This is a genomic window from Pseudoalteromonas sp. SWYJZ19, assembly GCF_015864375.1.
GTDB classification, from domain to species: Bacteria; Pseudomonadota; Gammaproteobacteria; order Enterobacterales; family Alteromonadaceae; genus Pseudoalteromonas; species Pseudoalteromonas arctica.
This window is the reverse complement of record NZ_JADYXI010000013.1, coordinates 92415-110927: the sequence shown is the minus strand read 5'-3', so window position 1 is coordinate 110927 and position 18513 is coordinate 92415. Positions and strand designations below refer to the sequence as shown.

23 protein-coding genes are annotated in these 18513 nt (G+C 40.6%); 17 read left to right on the top strand and 6 right to left on the bottom strand.

Annotated features, from left to right (window positions below):
- Window positions 1-82 precede the first annotated feature (82 nt).
- On the bottom strand, window positions 83-1234 hold the full coding sequence (metK, locus tag I6F45_RS13845) for a methionine adenosyltransferase (protein ID WP_101164183.1): 1152 nt from the start codon (window positions 1232-1234) through the stop codon (window positions 83-85).
- A 303-nt stretch (window positions 1235-1537) separates the two neighbouring features.
- On the opposite strand from metK, the gene tkt reads away from it, so the two are divergent.
- The 4 genes from tkt (at window position 1538) to I6F45_RS13825 (ending at window position 6216) form a co-directional block, all read left to right on the top strand.
- Entirely contained in the window at window positions 1538-3529 is a 1992-nt protein-coding gene (gene tkt / locus I6F45_RS13840; protein WP_197160822.1) for a transketolase, read from the top strand.
- Between the two features lie 490 nt (window positions 3530-4019).
- Entirely contained in the window at window positions 4020-4334 is a 315-nt protein-coding gene (gene ppnP, locus I6F45_RS13835) for a pyrimidine/purine nucleoside phosphorylase (RefSeq protein ID WP_002958974.1), read from the top strand.
- 187 nt (window positions 4335-4521) lie between these two features.
- Complete coding sequence (hpf, locus tag I6F45_RS13830; RefSeq protein WP_007376058.1) at window positions 4522-4878, top strand: ribosome hibernation-promoting factor, HPF/YfiA family; 357 nt, start codon at window positions 4522-4524, stop codon at window positions 4876-4878.
- Window positions 4879-5040: 162 nt separating this feature from the next.
- Window positions 5041-6216: an NRAMP family divalent metal transporter gene (locus I6F45_RS13825; RefSeq protein ID WP_197160841.1), complete on the top strand. Its 1176-nt coding sequence runs from the start codon at window positions 5041-5043 to the stop codon at window positions 6214-6216.
- Between the two features lie 15 nt (window positions 6217-6231).
- Here the strand turns inward: I6F45_RS13825 and I6F45_RS13820 are convergent, their stop codons facing one another.
- A complete protein-coding gene (locus I6F45_RS13820) occupies window positions 6232-7011 on the bottom strand; it encodes a hypothetical protein (protein WP_197142429.1) in 780 nt (259 codons plus the stop codon).
- Between the two features lie 618 nt (window positions 7012-7629).
- Here I6F45_RS13820 and I6F45_RS13815 point away from each other — a divergent pair.
- The 3 genes from I6F45_RS13815 to I6F45_RS13805 all read left to right on the top strand — a co-directional run bounded on the left by I6F45_RS13815 (window position 7630) and on the right by I6F45_RS13805 (window position 8797).
- The gene (locus I6F45_RS13815) at window positions 7630-8085 is read left to right on the top strand and encodes a GNAT family N-acetyltransferase (RefSeq protein WP_197160820.1); all 456 of its coding nucleotides are present in this window, start codon (window positions 7630-7632) and stop codon (window positions 8083-8085) included.
- Between the two features lie 78 nt (window positions 8086-8163).
- The gene (locus tag I6F45_RS13810; RefSeq protein WP_039486712.1) at window positions 8164-8496 is read left to right on the top strand and encodes a type II toxin-antitoxin system RelE/ParE family toxin; all 333 of its coding nucleotides are present in this window, start codon (window positions 8164-8166) and stop codon (window positions 8494-8496) included.
- Window positions 8483-8797, top strand: a complete 315-nt coding sequence (locus I6F45_RS13805; protein ID WP_197160819.1) for a helix-turn-helix domain-containing protein — start codon at window positions 8483-8485, stop codon at window positions 8795-8797. Before I6F45_RS13810 ends, I6F45_RS13805 begins: the two co-directional genes overlap by 14 nt.
- 10 nt (window positions 8798-8807) lie before the next feature.
- Here the strand turns inward: I6F45_RS13805 and I6F45_RS13800 are convergent, their stop codons facing one another.
- From I6F45_RS13800 to I6F45_RS13785, 4 genes are read right to left on the bottom strand one after another with little or no spacing between them, the layout of a single operon-like run.
- Window positions 8808-9515, bottom strand: a complete 708-nt coding sequence (locus tag I6F45_RS13800) for a hypothetical protein (RefSeq protein WP_197160818.1) — start codon at window positions 9513-9515, stop codon at window positions 8808-8810.
- A gap of 9 nt (window positions 9516-9524) precedes the next feature.
- The gene (locus I6F45_RS13795; RefSeq protein WP_197160817.1) at window positions 9525-10712 is read right to left on the bottom strand and encodes a vWA domain-containing protein; all 1188 of its coding nucleotides are present in this window, start codon (window positions 10710-10712) and stop codon (window positions 9525-9527) included.
- Window position 10713: 1 nt separating this feature from the next.
- A complete protein-coding gene (locus tag I6F45_RS13790; protein ID WP_165740821.1) occupies window positions 10714-11562 on the bottom strand; it encodes an AAA family ATPase in 849 nt (282 codons plus the stop codon).
- Between the two features lie 52 nt (window positions 11563-11614).
- Complete coding sequence (locus I6F45_RS13785) at window positions 11615-11854, bottom strand: DUF1653 domain-containing protein (RefSeq protein ID WP_165728443.1); 240 nt, start codon at window positions 11852-11854, stop codon at window positions 11615-11617.
- Between the two features lie 60 nt (window positions 11855-11914).
- On the opposite strand from I6F45_RS13785, the gene I6F45_RS13780 reads away from it, so the two are divergent.
- The 10 genes from I6F45_RS13780 to I6F45_RS13735 all read left to right on the top strand — a co-directional run bounded on the left by I6F45_RS13780 (window position 11915) and on the right by I6F45_RS13735 (window position 18490).
- Window positions 11915-12394, top strand: coding sequence for a DUF2947 domain-containing protein (locus I6F45_RS13780; RefSeq protein ID WP_165740820.1), 480 nt, complete (start codon window positions 11915-11917; stop codon window positions 12392-12394).
- Window positions 12395-12468: 74 nt separating this feature from the next.
- Window positions 12469-13104, top strand: coding sequence for a hypothetical protein (locus I6F45_RS13775; protein WP_197160816.1), 636 nt, complete (start codon window positions 12469-12471; stop codon window positions 13102-13104).
- A gap of 37 nt (window positions 13105-13141) precedes the next feature.
- On the top strand, window positions 13142-13429 hold the full coding sequence (gene ftsB, locus I6F45_RS13770; RefSeq protein WP_007584772.1) for a cell division protein FtsB: 288 nt from the start codon (window positions 13142-13144) through the stop codon (window positions 13427-13429).
- Complete coding sequence (ispD, locus tag I6F45_RS13765; protein ID WP_197160815.1) at window positions 13419-14120, top strand: 2-C-methyl-D-erythritol 4-phosphate cytidylyltransferase; 702 nt, start codon at window positions 13419-13421, stop codon at window positions 14118-14120. Before ftsB ends, ispD begins: the two co-directional genes overlap by 11 nt.
- Window positions 14117-14614, top strand: a complete 498-nt coding sequence (gene ispF / locus I6F45_RS13760) for a 2-C-methyl-D-erythritol 2,4-cyclodiphosphate synthase (protein WP_197160813.1) — start codon at window positions 14117-14119, stop codon at window positions 14612-14614. Before ispD ends, ispF begins: the two co-directional genes overlap by 4 nt.
- Window positions 14611-15663 carry a tRNA pseudouridine(13) synthase TruD gene (gene truD / locus I6F45_RS13755; RefSeq protein ID WP_101217722.1) on the top strand — a complete coding sequence of 351 codons (1053 nt, stop codon included), beginning with the start codon at window positions 14611-14613 and terminating at the stop codon, window positions 15661-15663. The genes ispF and truD overlap by 4 nt, the downstream gene beginning before the upstream one ends.
- The gene (gene surE / locus I6F45_RS13750; RefSeq protein WP_197160812.1) at window positions 15644-16408 is read left to right on the top strand and encodes a 5'/3'-nucleotidase SurE; all 765 of its coding nucleotides are present in this window, start codon (window positions 15644-15646) and stop codon (window positions 16406-16408) included. The genes truD and surE overlap by 20 nt, the downstream gene beginning before the upstream one ends.
- Window positions 16398-17036, top strand: a complete 639-nt coding sequence (locus tag I6F45_RS13745) for a protein-L-isoaspartate(D-aspartate) O-methyltransferase (RefSeq protein ID WP_197160810.1) — start codon at window positions 16398-16400, stop codon at window positions 17034-17036. The genes surE and I6F45_RS13745 overlap by 11 nt, the downstream gene beginning before the upstream one ends.
- Before the next feature lie 9 nt (window positions 17037-17045).
- Entirely contained in the window at window positions 17046-17624 is a 579-nt protein-coding gene (locus tag I6F45_RS13740; RefSeq protein ID WP_197160808.1) for a YqaA family protein, read from the top strand.
- 41 nt (window positions 17625-17665) lie between these two features.
- Window positions 17666-18490, top strand: coding sequence for a peptidoglycan DD-metalloendopeptidase family protein (locus tag I6F45_RS13735; protein ID WP_197160806.1), 825 nt, complete (start codon window positions 17666-17668; stop codon window positions 18488-18490).
- Window positions 18491-18513: the final 23 nt, after the last annotated feature.

Below are 18513 nucleotides of genomic sequence, written 5' to 3'. Positions count from 1 at the left end.
TACAAACAATATAGCGAATAAGTTTTAGATGCAAAAACGGCCCTTAAAAGGGCCGTTTTTAATTTACTACAACAATTTTGGCTTAAAGGCCAGCAGCTGCGCGAAGTGCGTCTGCTTTATCTGTACGTTCCCATGGGAATTCGTCACGACCAAAGTGGCCGTAAGCCGCTGTAGGAAGGTAGATAGGGCGCTCTAAATCAAGCATTTGAATTAAGCCGTAAGGGCGCAGGTCAAAATGTTCACGAATAAGCTCGATTAAACGGCTTTCTTCTAGCTTGCTTGTACCAAACGTTTCAACGCTGATAGAAGTAGGCTCTGCAACACCAATTGCGTAAGAAACTTGCAGCTCACACTTGTCAGCAAGACCAGCAGCAACAATGTTTTTAGCAACGTAACGTGCAGCGTATGCTGCTGAACGGTCAACTTTTGATGGATCTTTACCAGAGAATGCACCACCACCGTGACGAGCCATACCACCGTATGTATCTACAATGATTTTACGACCAGTTAAACCACAATCGCCCATTGGTCCGCCAATTACAAAGCGACCTGTTGGGTTAATGAAAAACTTAGTTGCACTTGTAATAAGTTCTGCAGGAAGTACCGGCTTGATGATTGTTTCCATCACCGCTTCTACTAAATCTTTTTGTGAAATATCTTCGCTGTGCTGAGTAGAAAGTACTACAGCATCAATACCTACTGGTTTGCCATTTTCGTATGCAAAAGTAACTTGAGATTTTGCATCTGGGCGTAACCAGTTAAGCTCGCCGCTTTTACGAACCTCAGCTTGGCGCTGAACTAAACGGTGTGAGTAAGTAATTGGAGCAGGCATTAGTACTTCTGTCTCGTTACATGCGTAACCAAACATTAAGCCTTGGTCGCCAGCGCCTTGTTCTTCTGGGCTAGTACGGTCAACACCTTGGTTAATGTCAGGAGACTGTTTACCAATAGTGTTTAAAATTGCACATGAATCGGCATCAAAGCCCATGTCAGAATTTGTGTAGCCAATGTCACGAATTGTTTTACGTGTAATTTCTTCGATATCAACCCATGCGCTAGTAGTGATTTCACCACCAACCATAACCATACCGGTTTTTACGTAAGTTTCGCATGCAACACGGGCATGAGAGTCTTGCTCTAGGATAGCATCAAGTACCGCATCAGAGATTTGATCGGCGATTTTATCCGGATGACCTTCAGAAACTGATTCAGAAGTAAATAAATGTTTTGCCATTGTAATTCTGCTCACAAATATTGCGCTTCACAAACGTCGGTATTAGCGCTAAAAAATTAAGGGGCGTATTTTATCGAAAACAAAACACCTTGCATAGTGTTTTTACGCCTAGACGTCTAAATAAAATTACTAATAACTTTTTGGTCTTAAAAAATATTCATAATGCTCCCTTTTATAGGGTTTTTAATTGCACACCGCCCCCACAATAAGTAAGAATGGTCGGTATAAACAAACCCAAGTTACTTGGGTGCATAAACAAACACATAAATACCCGCGCAAATACACATAAAGGTAGGAGAATTCATGCCATCTCGCAAAGAACTTGCAAATGCTATTCGCGTCTTGTCAATGGACGCAGTACAAAAGGCCAAATCTGGTCACCCTGGAGCCCCTATGGGCATGGCTGATATCGCAGAAGTATTATGGCGCGATTATCTAAAACATAACCCAACGAATCCAGAGTGGGCTGACCGTGACAGATTTATTCTTTCAAACGGCCACGGTTCAATGCTTATATATTCTCTATTGCACCTAAGTGGTTACGACTTACCGCTAGACGAAATTAAAAACTTCCGTCAAATGCATTCTAAAACACCAGGTCACCCTGAGTATGGCTATGCACCAGGAATCGAAACTACTACGGGTCCATTAGGTCAAGGGATCACAAATGCAGTAGGTATGGCAATTGCTGAAAAAGCACTTGCTGCACAGTTTAACCGTGAAGGTCACGATATTGTTGATCACTTTACCTATGCATTTATGGGCGACGGTTGCCTAATGGAAGGTATTTCACATGAAGCAGGTTCACTTGCTGGCACATTAGGCCTTGGTAAACTTGTTGCGTTTTGGGATGACAACGGCATTTCAATCGATGGTGAAGTAGAAGGTTGGTTTACCGATGATACACCAGCGCGCTTTAAAGCATACGGCTGGCATGTAATTAGTGGTGTTGATGGCCACGACAGCGATGCTGTAAGTGCTGCAATTGCAGAGGCTAAGAGCGTTACCGACAAGCCATCACTAATTTGTTGTAAAACAATTATTGGTTACGGCTCACCTAATAAATCAGGTAGCCACGATTGTCATGGTGCTCCACTGGGTGATGACGAAATTAAAGCGTCTCGCGAATTTTTAGGTTGGACTGGCGATGCGTTCGAAATTCCTGATGATATTTACGCACAATGGGATAGCAAAGAAAAAGGCCAACAGCTTGAATCAAGCTGGGACGAAAAATTTGCAGCATACGCAAAAGCATACCCAGAGCTAGCGTCAGAATACAAGCGTCGTATTAACAACGAACTTCCTGGCGATTGGGCTGAAAAATCTCAAGCGTATATTGAGCAATTACAAGCAAACCCAGCAAACCCAGCGTCTCGTAAAGCATCGCAAAATGCATTAAATGCGTTCGGTCCGTTATTACCAGAATTTATGGGTGGCTCAGCCGATTTAGCTGGCTCAAACTTAACAATTTGGGATGGCTCTAAAGGTTTAACACGCGATGATGCAAGCGGTAACTACATTTACTACGGTGTGCGTGAGTTTGGTATGTCGGCCATCATGAATGGTATTGCCCTTCATAAAGGCTTTATTCCTTACGGTGCTACGTTTTTAATGTTTGTTGAATACGCAAAAAATGCTGTACGTATGGCTGCATTAATGAAGCAACCAAGCATTTTTGTATACACGCACGATTCTATTGGTTTAGGTGAAGATGGTCCAACTCACCAACCAGTAGAGCAAATTGCAAGCATGCGTTTAACGCCTAACTTATACAACTGGCGGCCGTGTGACCAAGTTGAGTCGGCAATTGCATGGCAACAAGCTATTGAGCGTAAAGATGGTCCTACATCATTAATCTTTACTCGTCAAGGTCTTGAGCAACAAGCACGTGACGCACAGCAATTAGCAGATGTTAAAAAGGGGGGTTACATCCTTAGCTGTGACGGCAATCCAGAGATTATCTTTATTGCGACGGGCTCTGAAGTGCAACTAGCACAAGATTCAGCAAGCGAACTACGCAGCCAAGGTAAAAAGGTACGTGTTGTATCTATGCCATGTACTGATGCCTTTGAAGATCAAAGCGCAGCATACAAAGAAAGCGTATTACCGGCATCTGTTTCACGTCGCGTAGCAGTAGAAGCAGGTATTGCTGACTACTGGTACAAGTACGTAGGCCTAAACGGCGCAGTAGTAGGTATGACTACCTTTGGTGAGTCAGCACCTGCAGGCGAGCTGTTTGAGCACTTTGGTTTTACAGTGGCAAACATTGTAAGCAAAGCAAACGAGCTTTTTTAATAGTATTTGATTAAATAAAGTAAGTAATTGAAAAGCCCGCACTGTGAAAAACAGCGCGGGCTTTTTTGTTTGAATAACTGTAAAAGCGTTGCTTTAAAACGCCAGCAAGCTGGGCGTCTACAGGGAGTTTAATACCAATCTGCTTATATATGGGGTCTATTAAACGTTAAGAAAATTACGCTAGAACTAGGCAAAAGTTTTTATATCTAGTTGTTCTAAATAAAAAACTTTTAACGACGTTATAGTGCAATTTAATTCGTTAAATTGATCAAAGATTTATGCAGGTTGGTATAATTTTGAGTGGTAGGCGAAGAGTTTGCTCACGTGGGAAGGCAGCTTCTAATTTATTTAATATTACCCAAAGGGCTGCTTTGAATACTTTAAGTGAGTAACTTTCAATACGCTTCTCTTGCAAGCTATTTACCTATCAGGCAAGGTAGTGCGATAAAATTTATAAATAAAAATCTTAAATTAATAGCAGGAGCTAAAAATGCCAAAGTTCGATAACGTAAGTGTAGTAAAAAAAGCCAATGTATATTTTGACGGAAAAGTATCAAGCCGTACCGTTATTTTAGGTGATGGCGAAGCGAAAACGTTAGGCTTTATGCAACCAGGTGAGTTTGTTTTTGATACAAACCAAAAAGAATGCATGGAGCTTTTAGCTGGCCAATGGGATATTTTATTACCAGGCGCGAGCGAATGGAAAACATTTAATGCAGGTGAATCGTTTAATGTAGATGCAAACGTAAGCTTTAAAGTAAAAGTATCTGACTTTGCTGATTACTGTTGTTCGTACACAGATTAATCAATCAGAGCTTAAATTAAGTAGACGTCTGAAAGCCCATGCAATGTGGGCTTTGCATAAACTTTGCGCAACACATGATTTAAATCACCAAAAGCCGTAAATAACCCTCAAATATCTCTCTTTTTTCCTTGTGTTAATCTAAATAGCCCCCAATACTAATTGTAGGTAACAAATAAAAGGATACCCTATGAAAATTAATCTTTCTGGTCACCATGTTGAAGTTACTGACTCTATTAGAGAGCACATCAACGAAAAATTTTCAAAAATCGAGAGCCATTTCCCATCGCTTATTGCGCTCGATATTATTTTGTCTAAAGAGCATCATAAGATCCAAGCTGAAATTAGCACAAATTACGAAGGCACGCGCATATCGGTAAAAGGGGAAAACGAAGTTATGTACCCAGCTATTGCAAGCGCAGCTAAAAAACTCGATGCGGCACTAAAACATCGAAAAGGGCAAATAAAAGCAAACTTACACGAAAAGCCTGTAAGCACGACACCTGAAATCGCACACGAGATCATCCAAGAGATGGATCTTAAATAAAAATTAGTCACAAAGTATTGTAAAAAAGAGCCGCCTGGCTCTTTTTTATTGCCTGTAATTTCTGTAAGTTAGAGGCTCACACACACTATTTTTGAGCAGTAAATGAACCAAGCAGTATCGAAATGGAAATCAAGCCTGAACGCGCTTGGCCCTGGGATTCTCATGGCAACAGCCGCTATTGGAGGTTCTCACTTAGTTGCCTCTACACAAGCTGGGGCAATATTTGGCTGGCAATTATTTTGGCTTATCCTCGTTGTTAATGTTTTAAAGTACCCGTTTTTTCGCTTTGGTATGGAATACACTCTCGCTACTAAAAATAGCCTAGTAGAGGGGTATAAAAGTAAAGGTCCGTTTTACTTTTATAGCTTTATTGGTTTAAACATTGTAGCCGCCGTTGTTAATACCGCCGGCGTATTACTGCTTACCGCAAGCTTACTGCATTACGCTCTACCTATTGTTATTGAAGTAACCTTACTTTGTTGGATGCTGCTAGGGGTATGTTTAGTTATATTACTACTTGGGCACTTTAAAGCGCTCGATAACGTTGCCAAAGGCATTATGGGGCTGCTTACACTTGCAACATTAATTGCTCTTGCTATAGCATTTAGTAACGGTCCAATGGCACCTGCTGACTATGTAGGGCCTTCACCGTACGAACTTGCAATGCTGAGTTTTATGGTGGCTTTAATGGGGTGGATGCCAGCGCCTATCGAAATATCTGCATTAAGTTCTTTATGGCTAAAAGAAAAACAAGCGCAGCAAACCGTCACTAAAAGCCAAGGCCTGTTCGATTTTAACGTAGGTTACTGGCTTACAGCCGGCTTAGCCTTGGTATTTTTTAGCTTAGGCGTATTAGTGCAATACGGGCAAACCAGCAGTATAGAACTCGGTGGTGTCGCGTTTGCCAAACAGCTTATTGATATGTACGCATTAACAATAGGCGAGTGGGCAAGGCCGCTGGTATCAGCAATCGCATTTTTATGTATGTTTGGCACCACATTAACTGTACTAGATGGTTACGCGCGTACTTTAAACGAATCGCATAAGTTACTTGGCTTTAAGCAATCGAAACACAGCTTAAATATTTGGCTAATACTACAAGCTCTTGCCGGTATGGCGGTTATTTTATTTTTTAAATCAGCCCTTGGCCCCATGCTTACCTTTGCGATGACGCTTTCATTTGTTACAACGCCTATTTTTGCATGGCTTAACTTTAGTCTTGTACGCTCAGAGCCAGCTATTAAGCACAGCGTGCTATTACGTAGTTTAACTTGGTTAGGCTTAGTGTACTTGGTTGGTTTTGCTTTAGCTTTTATAATTTGGAAGTTGGCAGCCTAATTAAAGATCGAAGCCCTATAACGGGCACTCTACTTTGTTATATTTATACTCAATAGGGAAAATCTGACCTTCTGCGGATTTTTTTATACTCTTATCGATACGTAAAATACTATTTTTAAAATCATCGACTAAACGATATCGCATTTCAGTCATTGAGTTTTCACCTAAAATGTATATTTCTTCTTGGCGGATCTCCGCTCCATCTGCAATAGTAAGTGTAGTGATAGCATTTACAGTATTTCCTCCAAGGCTGTTTAGTACTCCTTCAACAATACCTTCATACCCAACGCTGTATTCAACTGATTGGGAGTAACCTAACTTTGTCCCTGTTACTTTTGTACCGTAAATATCTAATTTTAATTCACGCGTTTCGGTAAAGCCTTCTTCACTACCCTCATATTTGTAACAAGCAATATTACCAAAATCCAGTTCGTCGTCAGAAATGTCATTCTCTATAGAAAACACAAACAGCTCACCTGTTTTTTTAACCTGGACACCGTAACGCGATGTTTCTGCAGTTGATACTAAGCTTGCTACAGTCACATCTTTGGTTTCTTTGTAAAATATACTTCCTGAGCCAAAACAAATGTTTGCCTCTGTTGTATCACAAGCTTCAATATTTGAATGATTTTCAATCTCTTTTGGAAGAGTGATATCATCCCAATTGTTAGCAAGTTTTTGTGTTGAAGTTTCGGATGCGCTATCTAATACAACTTTTGTCGAGTTGGAAGTGAAATAGTTGTAGCCAAAAAAAACGGCTAAAATGAGTGAAATAACAATAAAAATATTTTTCATAATGGATGAATTACAACAGCTTTAATCAAAAGTGCGTGAATTATAACGGTTTTAATCAAAAGTTCAATTTGGTAAAGATTACCCTTACTCACAATTGAAAACCACGTGTAAATAAGTTATTCAGTAGTGCGAACAAAAAAATACTCGCCCTCTGATTTGGGTAACGATCCGCTTTTTATCAGGTCGCTCATAAAACAAAAATAAACAAGACACCAACAAAACACCCACCCTAAATTTTGTTGTTAAGTATGTTTTATTAAGCATGTTCGCGAGGTAAACTCGCGCCTACAGGATTGGGGTTATATTTGTAGGCGCGGCTTTAAGCCGCGTTTTTGGTTTTTTTTTTACTACTCGCGAGGTAAAAAAATTAAGACAACACCTATCTTAATTGAGATAGCTTTGTTTGTTTAATTAAGGTGGATGTCTAGTTTGATTTAGCAATAAAACACAGCGTGTTATTACGTAGCTTAACGTGGTTAGGACTAGTGTATTTAGTAGGTTTTGCAGTAGCGTTTATAGTGTGGGAGCTAGCAGCCTAAATATAACCCCTTACTTTAGGGTTTTAATTAAAGCCCTAAAGCCCTCAAGCATTAAATTCTAGGATTAAACGAGGTATAAATGGATATTAGAACAGGTGAACTTTCAAACCCACACGTTATAAAGCTACTACAAGGGCATCATAACGATATGCTAAAACACTCACCTGCGGAGAGCGTACATGCACTGGATGTAACTAAACTTACTCAGCCCAATATAACCTTTTATAGCTTATGGATTGATAATAATTTAGCGGGTGTTGGTGCTTTAAAAGCACTAAATACAACGCATGGCGAAATTAAGTCAATGCGCACATCAAGCCGCTATTTACGCCAAGGCATAGCAGCTAAATTGCTCACCCATATAATTGAGCAATTCACACTGCGTGGTTATAAAAAGCTAAGTCTAGAAACCGGCACCGCAGAGGCATTTTTACCCGCACAAAAGCTTTATGCTCAATTTGGTTTTAAAAAATGCGAACCGTTTGGTGATTATGAGCTAGACCCGTACAGCTTGTTTATGAGTAAAGGGCTTTAGCTAAAGCAAGAGGTACCTGCCGCTACTCGTTTAAAATCTTTAATTGAATTTATACGCTATCTGCGTATACTTTAATGTATGAAAAGCCTATTTGTTGAATCAAACATATTCGAAAAGTACCGAGAGCTGTACTTGAGTGATGACGAGTATCGTTTATTTCAAGCAGATCTAATGGTTAACCCAAAACAGGGGGATGTTATTCAAGGAACAGGCGGCTTACGTAAAATACGAGTTGCGAGCAAAGGAAAGGGTAAGCGTGGTGGTTCAAGAGTTATATATTATTACTTGGACGACAAAAGACGTTTTTATCTACTCACTATTTACAGTAAAAACGAAGTAACCGATTTAACAGCAGATCAGAAAAAGCAATTAAAAGAATTCTTAGAGGTGTGGCGCAATGAGCAAACGTGATTTATTTTCAGAATTAACTACAGCACTTGTGAACGCTAAAGCGCATTCACAAGGAAAGCTTACGTTACGTACTCATTCAGTAAATGATATCAACGATCTTGCTATCTCACCTGATGAAATAGTAAATATTCGAGAAACACTTAATATGTCGCGCGGTGTATTTGCAAACATTCTACATACCTCAGCAAGAACGCTCGAAAACTGGGAACAAGGACGCAGCGCACCGAATGGGCAAGCGATAACATTGTTAAAGCTTGTGCAGCGTCATCCTGAAACATTGAATCATATAGCTGATTTGTAACATATTGAAATTAAGATTCTACGGTTTGACTTGGTAATGCTAACTTTTCTTGTTTGGGAAATAATGTATCTTGTAAGTCTAGGTAGTGGGTATTCATTTCTTCATAGAACTCGGGGAAATTACTATATGCTTGCTCTGCTTTTAATCCAATCATCTTTAGCACTAATTCATTGGATTTAAGTTTATTATCAGGTAACTTTGCGACATTAACTAATAGCTTTTGTTTTGAGTTTTCAATCTGTATAGCTATATTAGCTAAGTCTTTATTGAAGTGACTTATTGCCTCTTTTAATTGATTAAATTCCTGCTCTAACTCTCTTACTTTTGCCCTATTAGAATTTAAGTTGCTTAAGAGATCTAGCTGAGGATCTAATTTCTTTAGCTCGTTTATTTTCTTCTTACGTTCATTCGTTTGATGAACAGACTCGCTAATATTTATAAAATAATTAACAGTACTTCCTAATAATTCAAGTTTTGTATCCAATGATTTCTGTGTGAACCAGCTATCTTTTGCATTCCACGCCAAATAAGTTAGTCCAATTGTGCCGATCATTATCAAGAAAGTACTGGTAGAAGTTATCCAGTTAGTAAGGCTATCTTGTTTAAATTTGCTTAGTAGTATATCCATAATTGAATTCGTAGAAATACCTACGATAAATCCAATTAATATGAGAAGAGTACAAACAAGCCATTCATTTAAATAAATACTTTTTTTCATGTTATTCCTTTAACTCAGCTCTTTTATCGCTCTACTTATCCCATCTAAACTCAGCGCGTACATGCGGTTGTTCATTAGCTCTTTTATAAAGCCAATTGATTGATAGTACGGCCAGTGTTCAACGGGTTGTGGGTTGAGCCAGGCGACTTTATCAAAGTGGTTGGTGACTCGTGATAACCATGCACTGCCGGGCTCTTCGTTGTAATGTTCTACGGAGCCGCCAGGGTAGGCTATTTCGTATGGGCCCATAGTGGCATCGCCAACAAATATTACTTTGTAGTCGCTGGTAAATTTATTAATCAGCGTCATGGTGTCTATTACGTTTGAATGGCGGCGCGCGTTATCTTGCCACACGTGCTCGTACAAGCAGTTATGAAAGTAGTAAAACTCTAAATGTTTAAATTCGCTGTGGGCGGCGCTAAATAGCTCTTCGCAGGTATGAATGTAGTCATCCATTGAGCCGCCAATATCAAACAGCATCAATACTTTTACGGCATTGTGGCGCTCAGGTGCCATTTTTACATCAAGCATGCCGCCTTGTTTTGCAGTAGCGCGAATAGTCTCGTTTAAATCAAGCGTGTCGCTTGCGCCAGTGCGGGCAAATTTACGTAGTTTTTTAAGGGCGAGTTTAACTGTGCGCGAACTAATTTCTCTGTCGGTGTCGAGGTTTTTGTATTCTCGTTTATCCCACACTTTTACCGCTTGGCGGTTACGATTGCCGTCTTGACCTATGCGCACGCCTTCTGGGTTATAGCCGTATGCACCAAAAGGTGATGTGCCGCCAGTGCCCACCCATTTATTGCCGCCTGCGTGGCGTTTTTGTTGCTCTTCTAAACGCTCTTTTAGGGTTTTCATAAGCTCGTCGAGCCCACCCATAGCTTTTAGCTGAGCTTTTTCTTCATCGCTTAAGTTTTTTTCAAACTCTTTACGTAGCCAGTCTTCGGGTAAGTTGTGCTGTTGCTTTAAACTCTCGAGCAAATCGAGGTCAGCAATACCACTAAAATAGTCGCTAAAGGCTTTGTCGAATCGGTCAAAGTGCGTTTCGTCTTTTACCATTATGGTGCGTGCTAAATGGTAAAAGGCGTCTACGTCGGCAAATATAACGCCTTTTTTTAAGGCGTTTATTAAATCGAGTAGCTCGCGCAGGCTTACAGGCAAGCGGTATTCACGCAGTTTGAAGAAAAACGCAATCAACATCTTAACGGCGGCTCATAAAGGCAAGTTTTTCGATTAGGCTTATATCTTGCTCATTTTTAAGTAATGCGCCAAACATGGGCATTAAGCCACCTTTTTTAGCTTTATCGTGCAGTGTTTTAGCGTCAATGTCTTCAGCCATTAGTAATTTAAGCCAATCGAGTAATTCGCTGGTGGATGGCTTCTTTTTAAGGCCGTTTGCATCGCGCAGGTTAAAAAACACTTCGAGTGCTTGGCGTACTAAATCTTGTTTAACGTTAGGGTAGTGCACGTCAATAATTTGCTGCATTTCATCGCTGCTAGGAAAATCAATATAGTGAAAAAAGCAGCGGCGTAAAAATGCGTCCGGTAATTCTTTTTCGTTGTTAGAAGTGATGATCACAATAGGGCGCTCTTTTGCGACAATGCGCTCATTAGTTTCGTAAACATGAAACTCCATTTTATCAAGCTCAAGTAGTAAATCGTTTGGAAACTCTATGTCGGCTTTGTCTATTTCATCAATTAAAAGCACTGGGCGTTTACCGTGTAGTTCTGCATGAGTAAATGCTTGCCAAAGCTTACCTTTAACAATGTAGTTACCAATATTGTGTACACGCTCGTCACCTAATTGACTGTCGCGCAGGCGCGAAACCGCATCGTACTCGTACAAGCCTTGCTGCGCTTTAGTAGTCGATTTTATATGCCACTGGATAAGTACTGTATCTAAGCTTTTAGCTAACTCCTCAGCCAGCATAGTTTTACCTGTGCCGGGTTCGCCTTTAATTAAAAGTGGTTTTTCGAGCATAATGGCCGCATTTACTGCCTGTTTTAGCGAGCTGCTTGCGATGTAATTGTCAGTAGAATTAAATTGCACGGTGTACCCTTGTCTGGTCTGAGGAGTAAGTTATTTTGTTATAATGCCATAGTTAAACGGCAGGTCCAAGGTAGGCAAAACGCGGTATGACCTCTCCATCTTTTTCAATGGTTTCTAAAAACATACTAAGTGGACGTGCCCAGATTCCAAATTCACCATAGAGTGCTTGGTAAATCACAAGTTGTTCCTCGGTTTCGCTATGGGTGGCAACGTGAATAACTTTGTATTGCGGCCCTTTGTAGTGTTGGTACATACCTGGTTTGAGGGAAAGTGGTTTTATTGCTGTAGTCATGTTTTGATCTCTTGTATAATTTGGCTTTGCACTTTTAATGTTAACTAATTTGCCAACACTATGAACTATATTTCTTTAGATGATTACAAAAAGGCGTGGGTTTTTCGCCACAAAGATTTACCTGTATCTGATGAAGACGCAGCAAAAATAAAGCCTATGGGCGATGAGCGTGCAGCCGTACTTTGGACAACCATGGTGAGCCGTGAGTTTGATCACCCAGATTTTTTTGAAGACACCGATTGGTGTGGCCAAGAAAAAAGCTTTAGCCAAGAAGTAGATTGGCAAGATGCGTGGGAAAATGGCGATGCGCAACCACCAGAAGCAATCTTAACTTTTTTAGATTGGGAAGCTAATACCACGGTTTATTTTTGTATGGCGCGCGATAATATTATCGAAACGACGTTTGATGTATTTAAACGCAATTGGCAAAACTTTATGTTTTTAGCCGATGGCAGTTTGCTGATTGGTAAAAAGCGTAATACGGTTGTGCAATTTTTAGAATCAGGTAAAGCAAAATTAGGTGAAAAGCCAAGCGCTTAATTAGTGCGCTGCGCTTAAAAAACATTCAATACTGTGTTATAAAACATTTACCTGAATATTTTTGAGTACAGCTATTGGTCGCTAAAAATCAGTCACTTGGTGCTCAGCAGCAAGTTGAAATTTGGCAAACTGATACACAAAAAGTGTTGTATGCACAATTGTGCAATGCGTTTTATCAGCGTGAGGTTCAGCGATTAGTTGCAGAGCCTAATGCCGAGAAATTGCGCCGCCAGTTAAAAAGCCTACCTTATTATATTGAGAGAGCGGCAACGTTAGTAGCTAATGGCGACACGCCTTTTACGCTTGATGCACAAAACGGGACGTGGCTTGAAAAGCAAAAACCGACCCCACCCGATGTGAATGTTCACGCTAATGAACTTTTTTATCAAACGTATGCCAAAGTGGGGCTTATAGTGCCCGTTATATTACATGGCTACGATCAGGTACGTCTTAGAATAGACAGTATCGATCAGTTAGGCGAAAATAAGCTGCATTGTAACGAGCTTGGTTGGTTTGATTTTTTAGGAAATGGGCTAGAGCAGCAAAATGCTCAGTTAATAAAGCCAAGTAAAGTGAGTTTAACCGCTGCATGTTGCGGGCATCAGTGGCAATTTTCGAAGCGTTGTATGCCACGGGTTTTATCACTACGTGAAATGCTTTTAGCGGGTAGTATTAATTGGCGCAATTTAAAGCGCCCCTTAGCGTATTAAAGTTAAGGTATTTGGAATTTAAAATAAGGAGTGTTAAATGCGTATTTTTCAAGTTGGCTTACTGTGCTTAGCACTGTTTGTACAATACAGATTATGGTTTGGTCATAATGGTTTACAAGACTACACACGGCTAAAAGGTGCTGTAGCGTCGCATCAAGAAACCAACGAAAAGCTCATTAAACGTAATAAAGTACTTAAAGCAGATATTGAAGACTTAAAGCTTGGCCAAGAAGGCATTGAAGAGCGTGCACGCAACGAATTGGGAATGATTAAACCGGACGAAACATTTATTCGTGTTTTACCGGGCAAACAATATGACAAATAAACAGACTATTGCAGCAATTGTACCAGCTGCGGGCGTTGGCAGTAGAATGCAGCACAGTGCGCCTAAGCAATACATACAATTAGCGGGTAAAACCATTTTAGAACACACCTTAGCTAAACTTTCTCAATTATCTCAATTACGCACTATTGTTGTTGCCCTTAGCGACAGCGACCCCTATTTTGACGAACTCCCAACACTTGATAAGCGCATTGTTCGCGCCAGTGGCGGTAAAGAGCGTGCAGATTCAGTACTCAATAGCTTACTTTTTTTAGCGCCCAATCCTCCAGCATGGGTGCTTGTACATGATGCTGCGCGTCCGCTAGTTAATATCAGTGATATAGAACGCTTAATTGATGAATGTATACGCGCTGATGAAGGCGGTATTTTAGCTAGCAAAGTAAAAGACACCATAAAACGCGGCCACACTCATGCCCTACAAACTGTGCCACGAGACGATTTATGGCAAGCACTTACCCCGCAGTTTTTTAAATATGACGAGCTTAAAAATGCACTTCAAGGCGCATTAGCAAGTGGGGCAACTATTACAGACGAAGCAAGTGCAATTGAATGGGCGGGTAAGCCAGTAAAGCTTGTAGCAGGTCGCAGCGATAATATTAAAATAACCACGCCAGAGGATTTAGACTTGGCTGGGTTTTTATTACATAAACAACAAAACGAGAGTGCATTATGATACGAATTGGCCATGGTTTTGACGTACATAAATTTGGTGGCGAAGGCCCTTTGACTATTTGTGGTGAAAAAATTGATTACCCACAAGGCTTTTTAGCGCACTCAGATGGTGATGTTGCTATTCATGCATTATGCGATGCTATTTTAGGCTCGCTTGCAATGGGTGATATTGGTAAGCACTTTCCAGATACGGCTAGCGAGTATGAAAATATCGACAGCCGTATTTTACTTCGCCATGTGATGAGCTTAGCTAAAGAGCAAGGTTATGTAATTGGCAATGGCGATGTGACTATCGTTGCACAGGCGCCAAAAATGCTGCCACATATTCAAGCTATGCGCGCTAATTTAGCCAGCGATTTAAATTGTGACCTTAGCCAAATTAACGTTAAAGCCACTACTACCGAAAAGCTAGGCTTTGAAGGGCGCAGGGAAGGTATTTCTAGCCATGCAGTGGTTATTATGAATAAAGAGCTTGCGAGTACAAAAAACGCATGAGCGATTTAAATTATTTATACGGTGCACCGCTTTCTAAAGCTGATTTTAAAACCACTGCTGAAGACTTTATGGTTGATGAAGACCTAGGTATAGAATTTACCGGCAGTGGCGAACACGTGTGTTTGCAGGTGGTTAAAAAAGGCGAAAATACGCAATACGTTGCAAAGCTAATTGCACAGCGTGCGGGTGTTTCACCGCGAGACGTAAGTTACGCCGGCATGAAAGATCGTCACGGAGTGTGCTCACAGTGGTTTAGTGTAAAAGTACCGATTAAAAAGCCTATCGATTTTAGCGATTTAAATAGCGAGAGTATTTTTATTGTGTCGCAACAGCGCCACGACCGTAAATTACGCACGGGTTGCCACAAAGGTAATAGATTTACTATTACGCTTCGTAATGTAACCAAGCCCCTTGATATTTTATGCCGTATTAATGCAGTACGCGCAGGTGTGCCTAATTACTTTGGTGAACAACGCTTTGGGCATGGCGGTCATAACTTAGTAATGGCTGAAAAAATGTTTGCTGGGGAGCGCATTCGCGATAAAAAACTGCGCGGTATTATTATTTCAGCAGCGCGTTCTCATGTATTTAATCAAATAGTAAATTTACGTGTTAAAGAGCATGGTTTAGCTAAAACAATGCACCGTGAAGTATTTATGCTCAGCGGCAGTAATGCATTTTTTGAAGATGCAATTAACGACGAAAACATAGAGCGACTAGCCACTGGCGATATTATGATGTCGGCACCTATGGTGGGTAAAAGCGAAAAAGGTTTAACCGAACAAGAAAAAATATGGCTTGAACCTTTCCAAACATGGTGCGATGGCTTAGGTGAGCTAGGCCTTAAAAATGAGCGTAGGATGCTGCGTTTAATTCCGCAAAACTTAACGGTTGAGACCATAGATGAAACCAGTTTAAAACTGAGTTTTGGTTTGCCAAAAGGGTGTTTTGCAACTGCATTATTACGTGAGCTGGTGGATTATAAAGATGCTAGCCCTCGAGAGCGCAAAGAAAAGGATAATGACATAAATGAAGATACTGCTAAGTAACGACGATGGCGTAAATGCCAAAGGCATTGCTGTTTTATATCAGGCGCTTATACAAATTGCAGATGTAACCCTTGTTGCACCTGATCGCAACTGTAGTGGCGCAAGTAATTCTTTAACATTAATGAATCCACTGCGGGCTACAATGCTCGAAAATGGGTTTATGTCGGTTAATGGCACGCCTACTGATTGCGTACATTTAGGTGTAAACCAGTTAGCTGATGAAAAACCAGATCTAGTTGTTGCAGGTATTAATCATGGTGCTAATTTAGGCGACGACACGCTTTATTCGGGCACCGTTGCCGCTGCAACTGAAGGTCGCCATTTGGGCTTACCTGCAATTGCAGTATCGCTTTGCTCACATAAGGGCGAGCATTTTGAAACAGCCGCCGCAGTTACCGTAAATATTATTAAAGGCTTGGCTTCGCACCCGCTGCCAAAAGATCAAATAATAAATATTAATGTGCCAGATATTCCATTAAGTGAATTAAAAGGGGTGCAAGTAACACGCCTAGGCGCTCGTCATAAAGCCGAAACCATGACCAAACAAACAGATCCTTGGGGTCGTGATATTTATTGGTATGGGTCGCTAGGGACTGAAAGCGATGCAGGAGAAGGGACCGATTTTCACGCTATTAACAATGGCTATGCATCGGTGACGCCATTAAGTGTTGATATGACAGCAAAAGATAGCTTAAAAGCCGTAGGAGACTGGTTAGCCGATTTGGAGATTAATCGTGCTCGCTAACTATACTCGCAGTGCAAAAGCGTTATCTGACTTACTAAAGCGTGAAGGCGTTGAAGATACACAAGTACTCAGTGCAATAGCTGACATTCCTCGCCATATTTTTATAGATGATGTGCTAAAACACAAAGCCTATGAAAATACAGCGTTACCTATTGGGCAAGGGCAAACTATTTCTCAGCCTTATATAGTAGCGCGTATGACTGAGTTGCTTAGGCTTGCTGGTGTACGCGATAAAGTATTGGAGATTGGCACTGGCTCTGGCTATCAAACTGCAATATTAGCTAAAACGTTTACAAAGGTTTATTCGGTAGAGCGTATTAAAACACTTCAGTGGCAGGCAAAACGCAGGTTGCAGCAACTCGATTTATATAATGTAACTATGAAGCATGGCGATGGTTGGCAAGGCTGGCAATCACAAGCGCCGTTTGATGGTATTATAGTGACTGCTGCGGCCTCTAAAGTACCGCAAGACTTACTTGAACAGTTAGCCGATGGTGGCGTGTTATTAGTCCCAATTGGTGAGAGTGATCAAAAATTAATAATGGTTATCCGCAAAGGCGATAATTATAAAGAGCATGTTATTGCTCCCGTTAGATTTGTGCCGCTAGTACCTGGCGATATTGAATAGGAATTCATTTTGAAGTTGTTTACCAAGTTATACGATATGGCCCTCGTGTGGGCAAAACACCGTCATGCGGAACGTTATTTAGCTGCAATGAGCTTTGCAGAGTCAGTTTTTTTTCCGATACCGCCCGATGTAATGCTTGCACCTATGTCGCTTGCGCAACCCAAAAAAGCATGGCGTTTTGCAAGTTTTGCCACAATAGCATCGGTTGTTGGTGGAGTAGTTGGTTACTTGCTTGGGTTTTGGCTATTTGAACCCGTTGTTGAGCCATTGATTGTGCAAATGCACTGGCAAGAAAAGTTTGATATCGCATTAAATTGGTTTAAAGATTACGGTGTTTGGGTTGTGTTTTTAGCTGGTTTTTCGCCTATACCATATAAAGTATTTACCATTGGCGCAGGTGTTTTACAAATGACATTTTTGCCATTTTTACTCGCATCGGCGATTGGACGTGGTGCGCGATTCTTTTTAGTTTCAGCCTTAATGAAGTGGGGCGGGGCTAAAATGGAAGCAAAATTACGTCAATATATTGAAATACTTGGTTGGGGATTAGTGGTATTAATTGCGCTAGCGTACTTTTTATTGCGTTAAGCGTTAAAAATATCAATTGTCTAATTTGGGAGAAAAATACAATGAATAAACAGTTTTTACTGTATGTGACTATATTTGTTGGTGTTTTTCTTTCTGGTTGCTCTTCTCGCCATATTCCAGCGCCAGTTAGCAGCCTAAATAATAATGTTAATGATTTAGGTCATACCATTAACATAAATGGCGATATTTATAAGGTGCAAAAAGGTGATACGCTCTATTCGATAGCCTTTAGCGCCGGTAAAGATTTTAGATTACTTGCAAAAAACAATTCAATTCCATCACCTTACACAATTTTCCCTGGGCAAAACATCTCCTTAACCCCCAAGCTCGAAAAAACAAAAAGGGATGAAAAATATACGAATTCGAGTAAAAAGTCTATAAAAAACACACAAAAAAATAACATAATATTAAAGAAAGAGCTTGATCCTCCAAAACAACGAGAGTATGTTCAGAAACAAGCCAGTAACAAAGTTAGTAATACTAAACGTTTGTCGAGCAGTAAAGTAAAGTGGTTTTGGCCTGCAAAGGGCAAAATTACCAAACGCTTTTCTAATAAGGAAAACGGTTATAAAGGTTTACAGATTACTAATCGCAAAGGGGCTTCAGTCTTAGCTGCGGCACAAGGAACAGTGGTATACGCGGGTAACGCTCTACGAGGTTATGGTAGTTTAATCATATTGAAACATAATGATGATTACCTAAGTGCTTATGCACATAACTCGAAATTACTTGTTAAAGAAAAGCAGAAGGTTAAGGCAGGACAAAAAATAGCAGAAATTGGTAATTCAGAATCTCCGGTCACCGCGCTTCGTTTTGAAATTCGCTACCGAGGGCAAGCTGTCAATCCTGCTAAATACCTACCCTAATTTTCAGGTATTGATAATTGCTC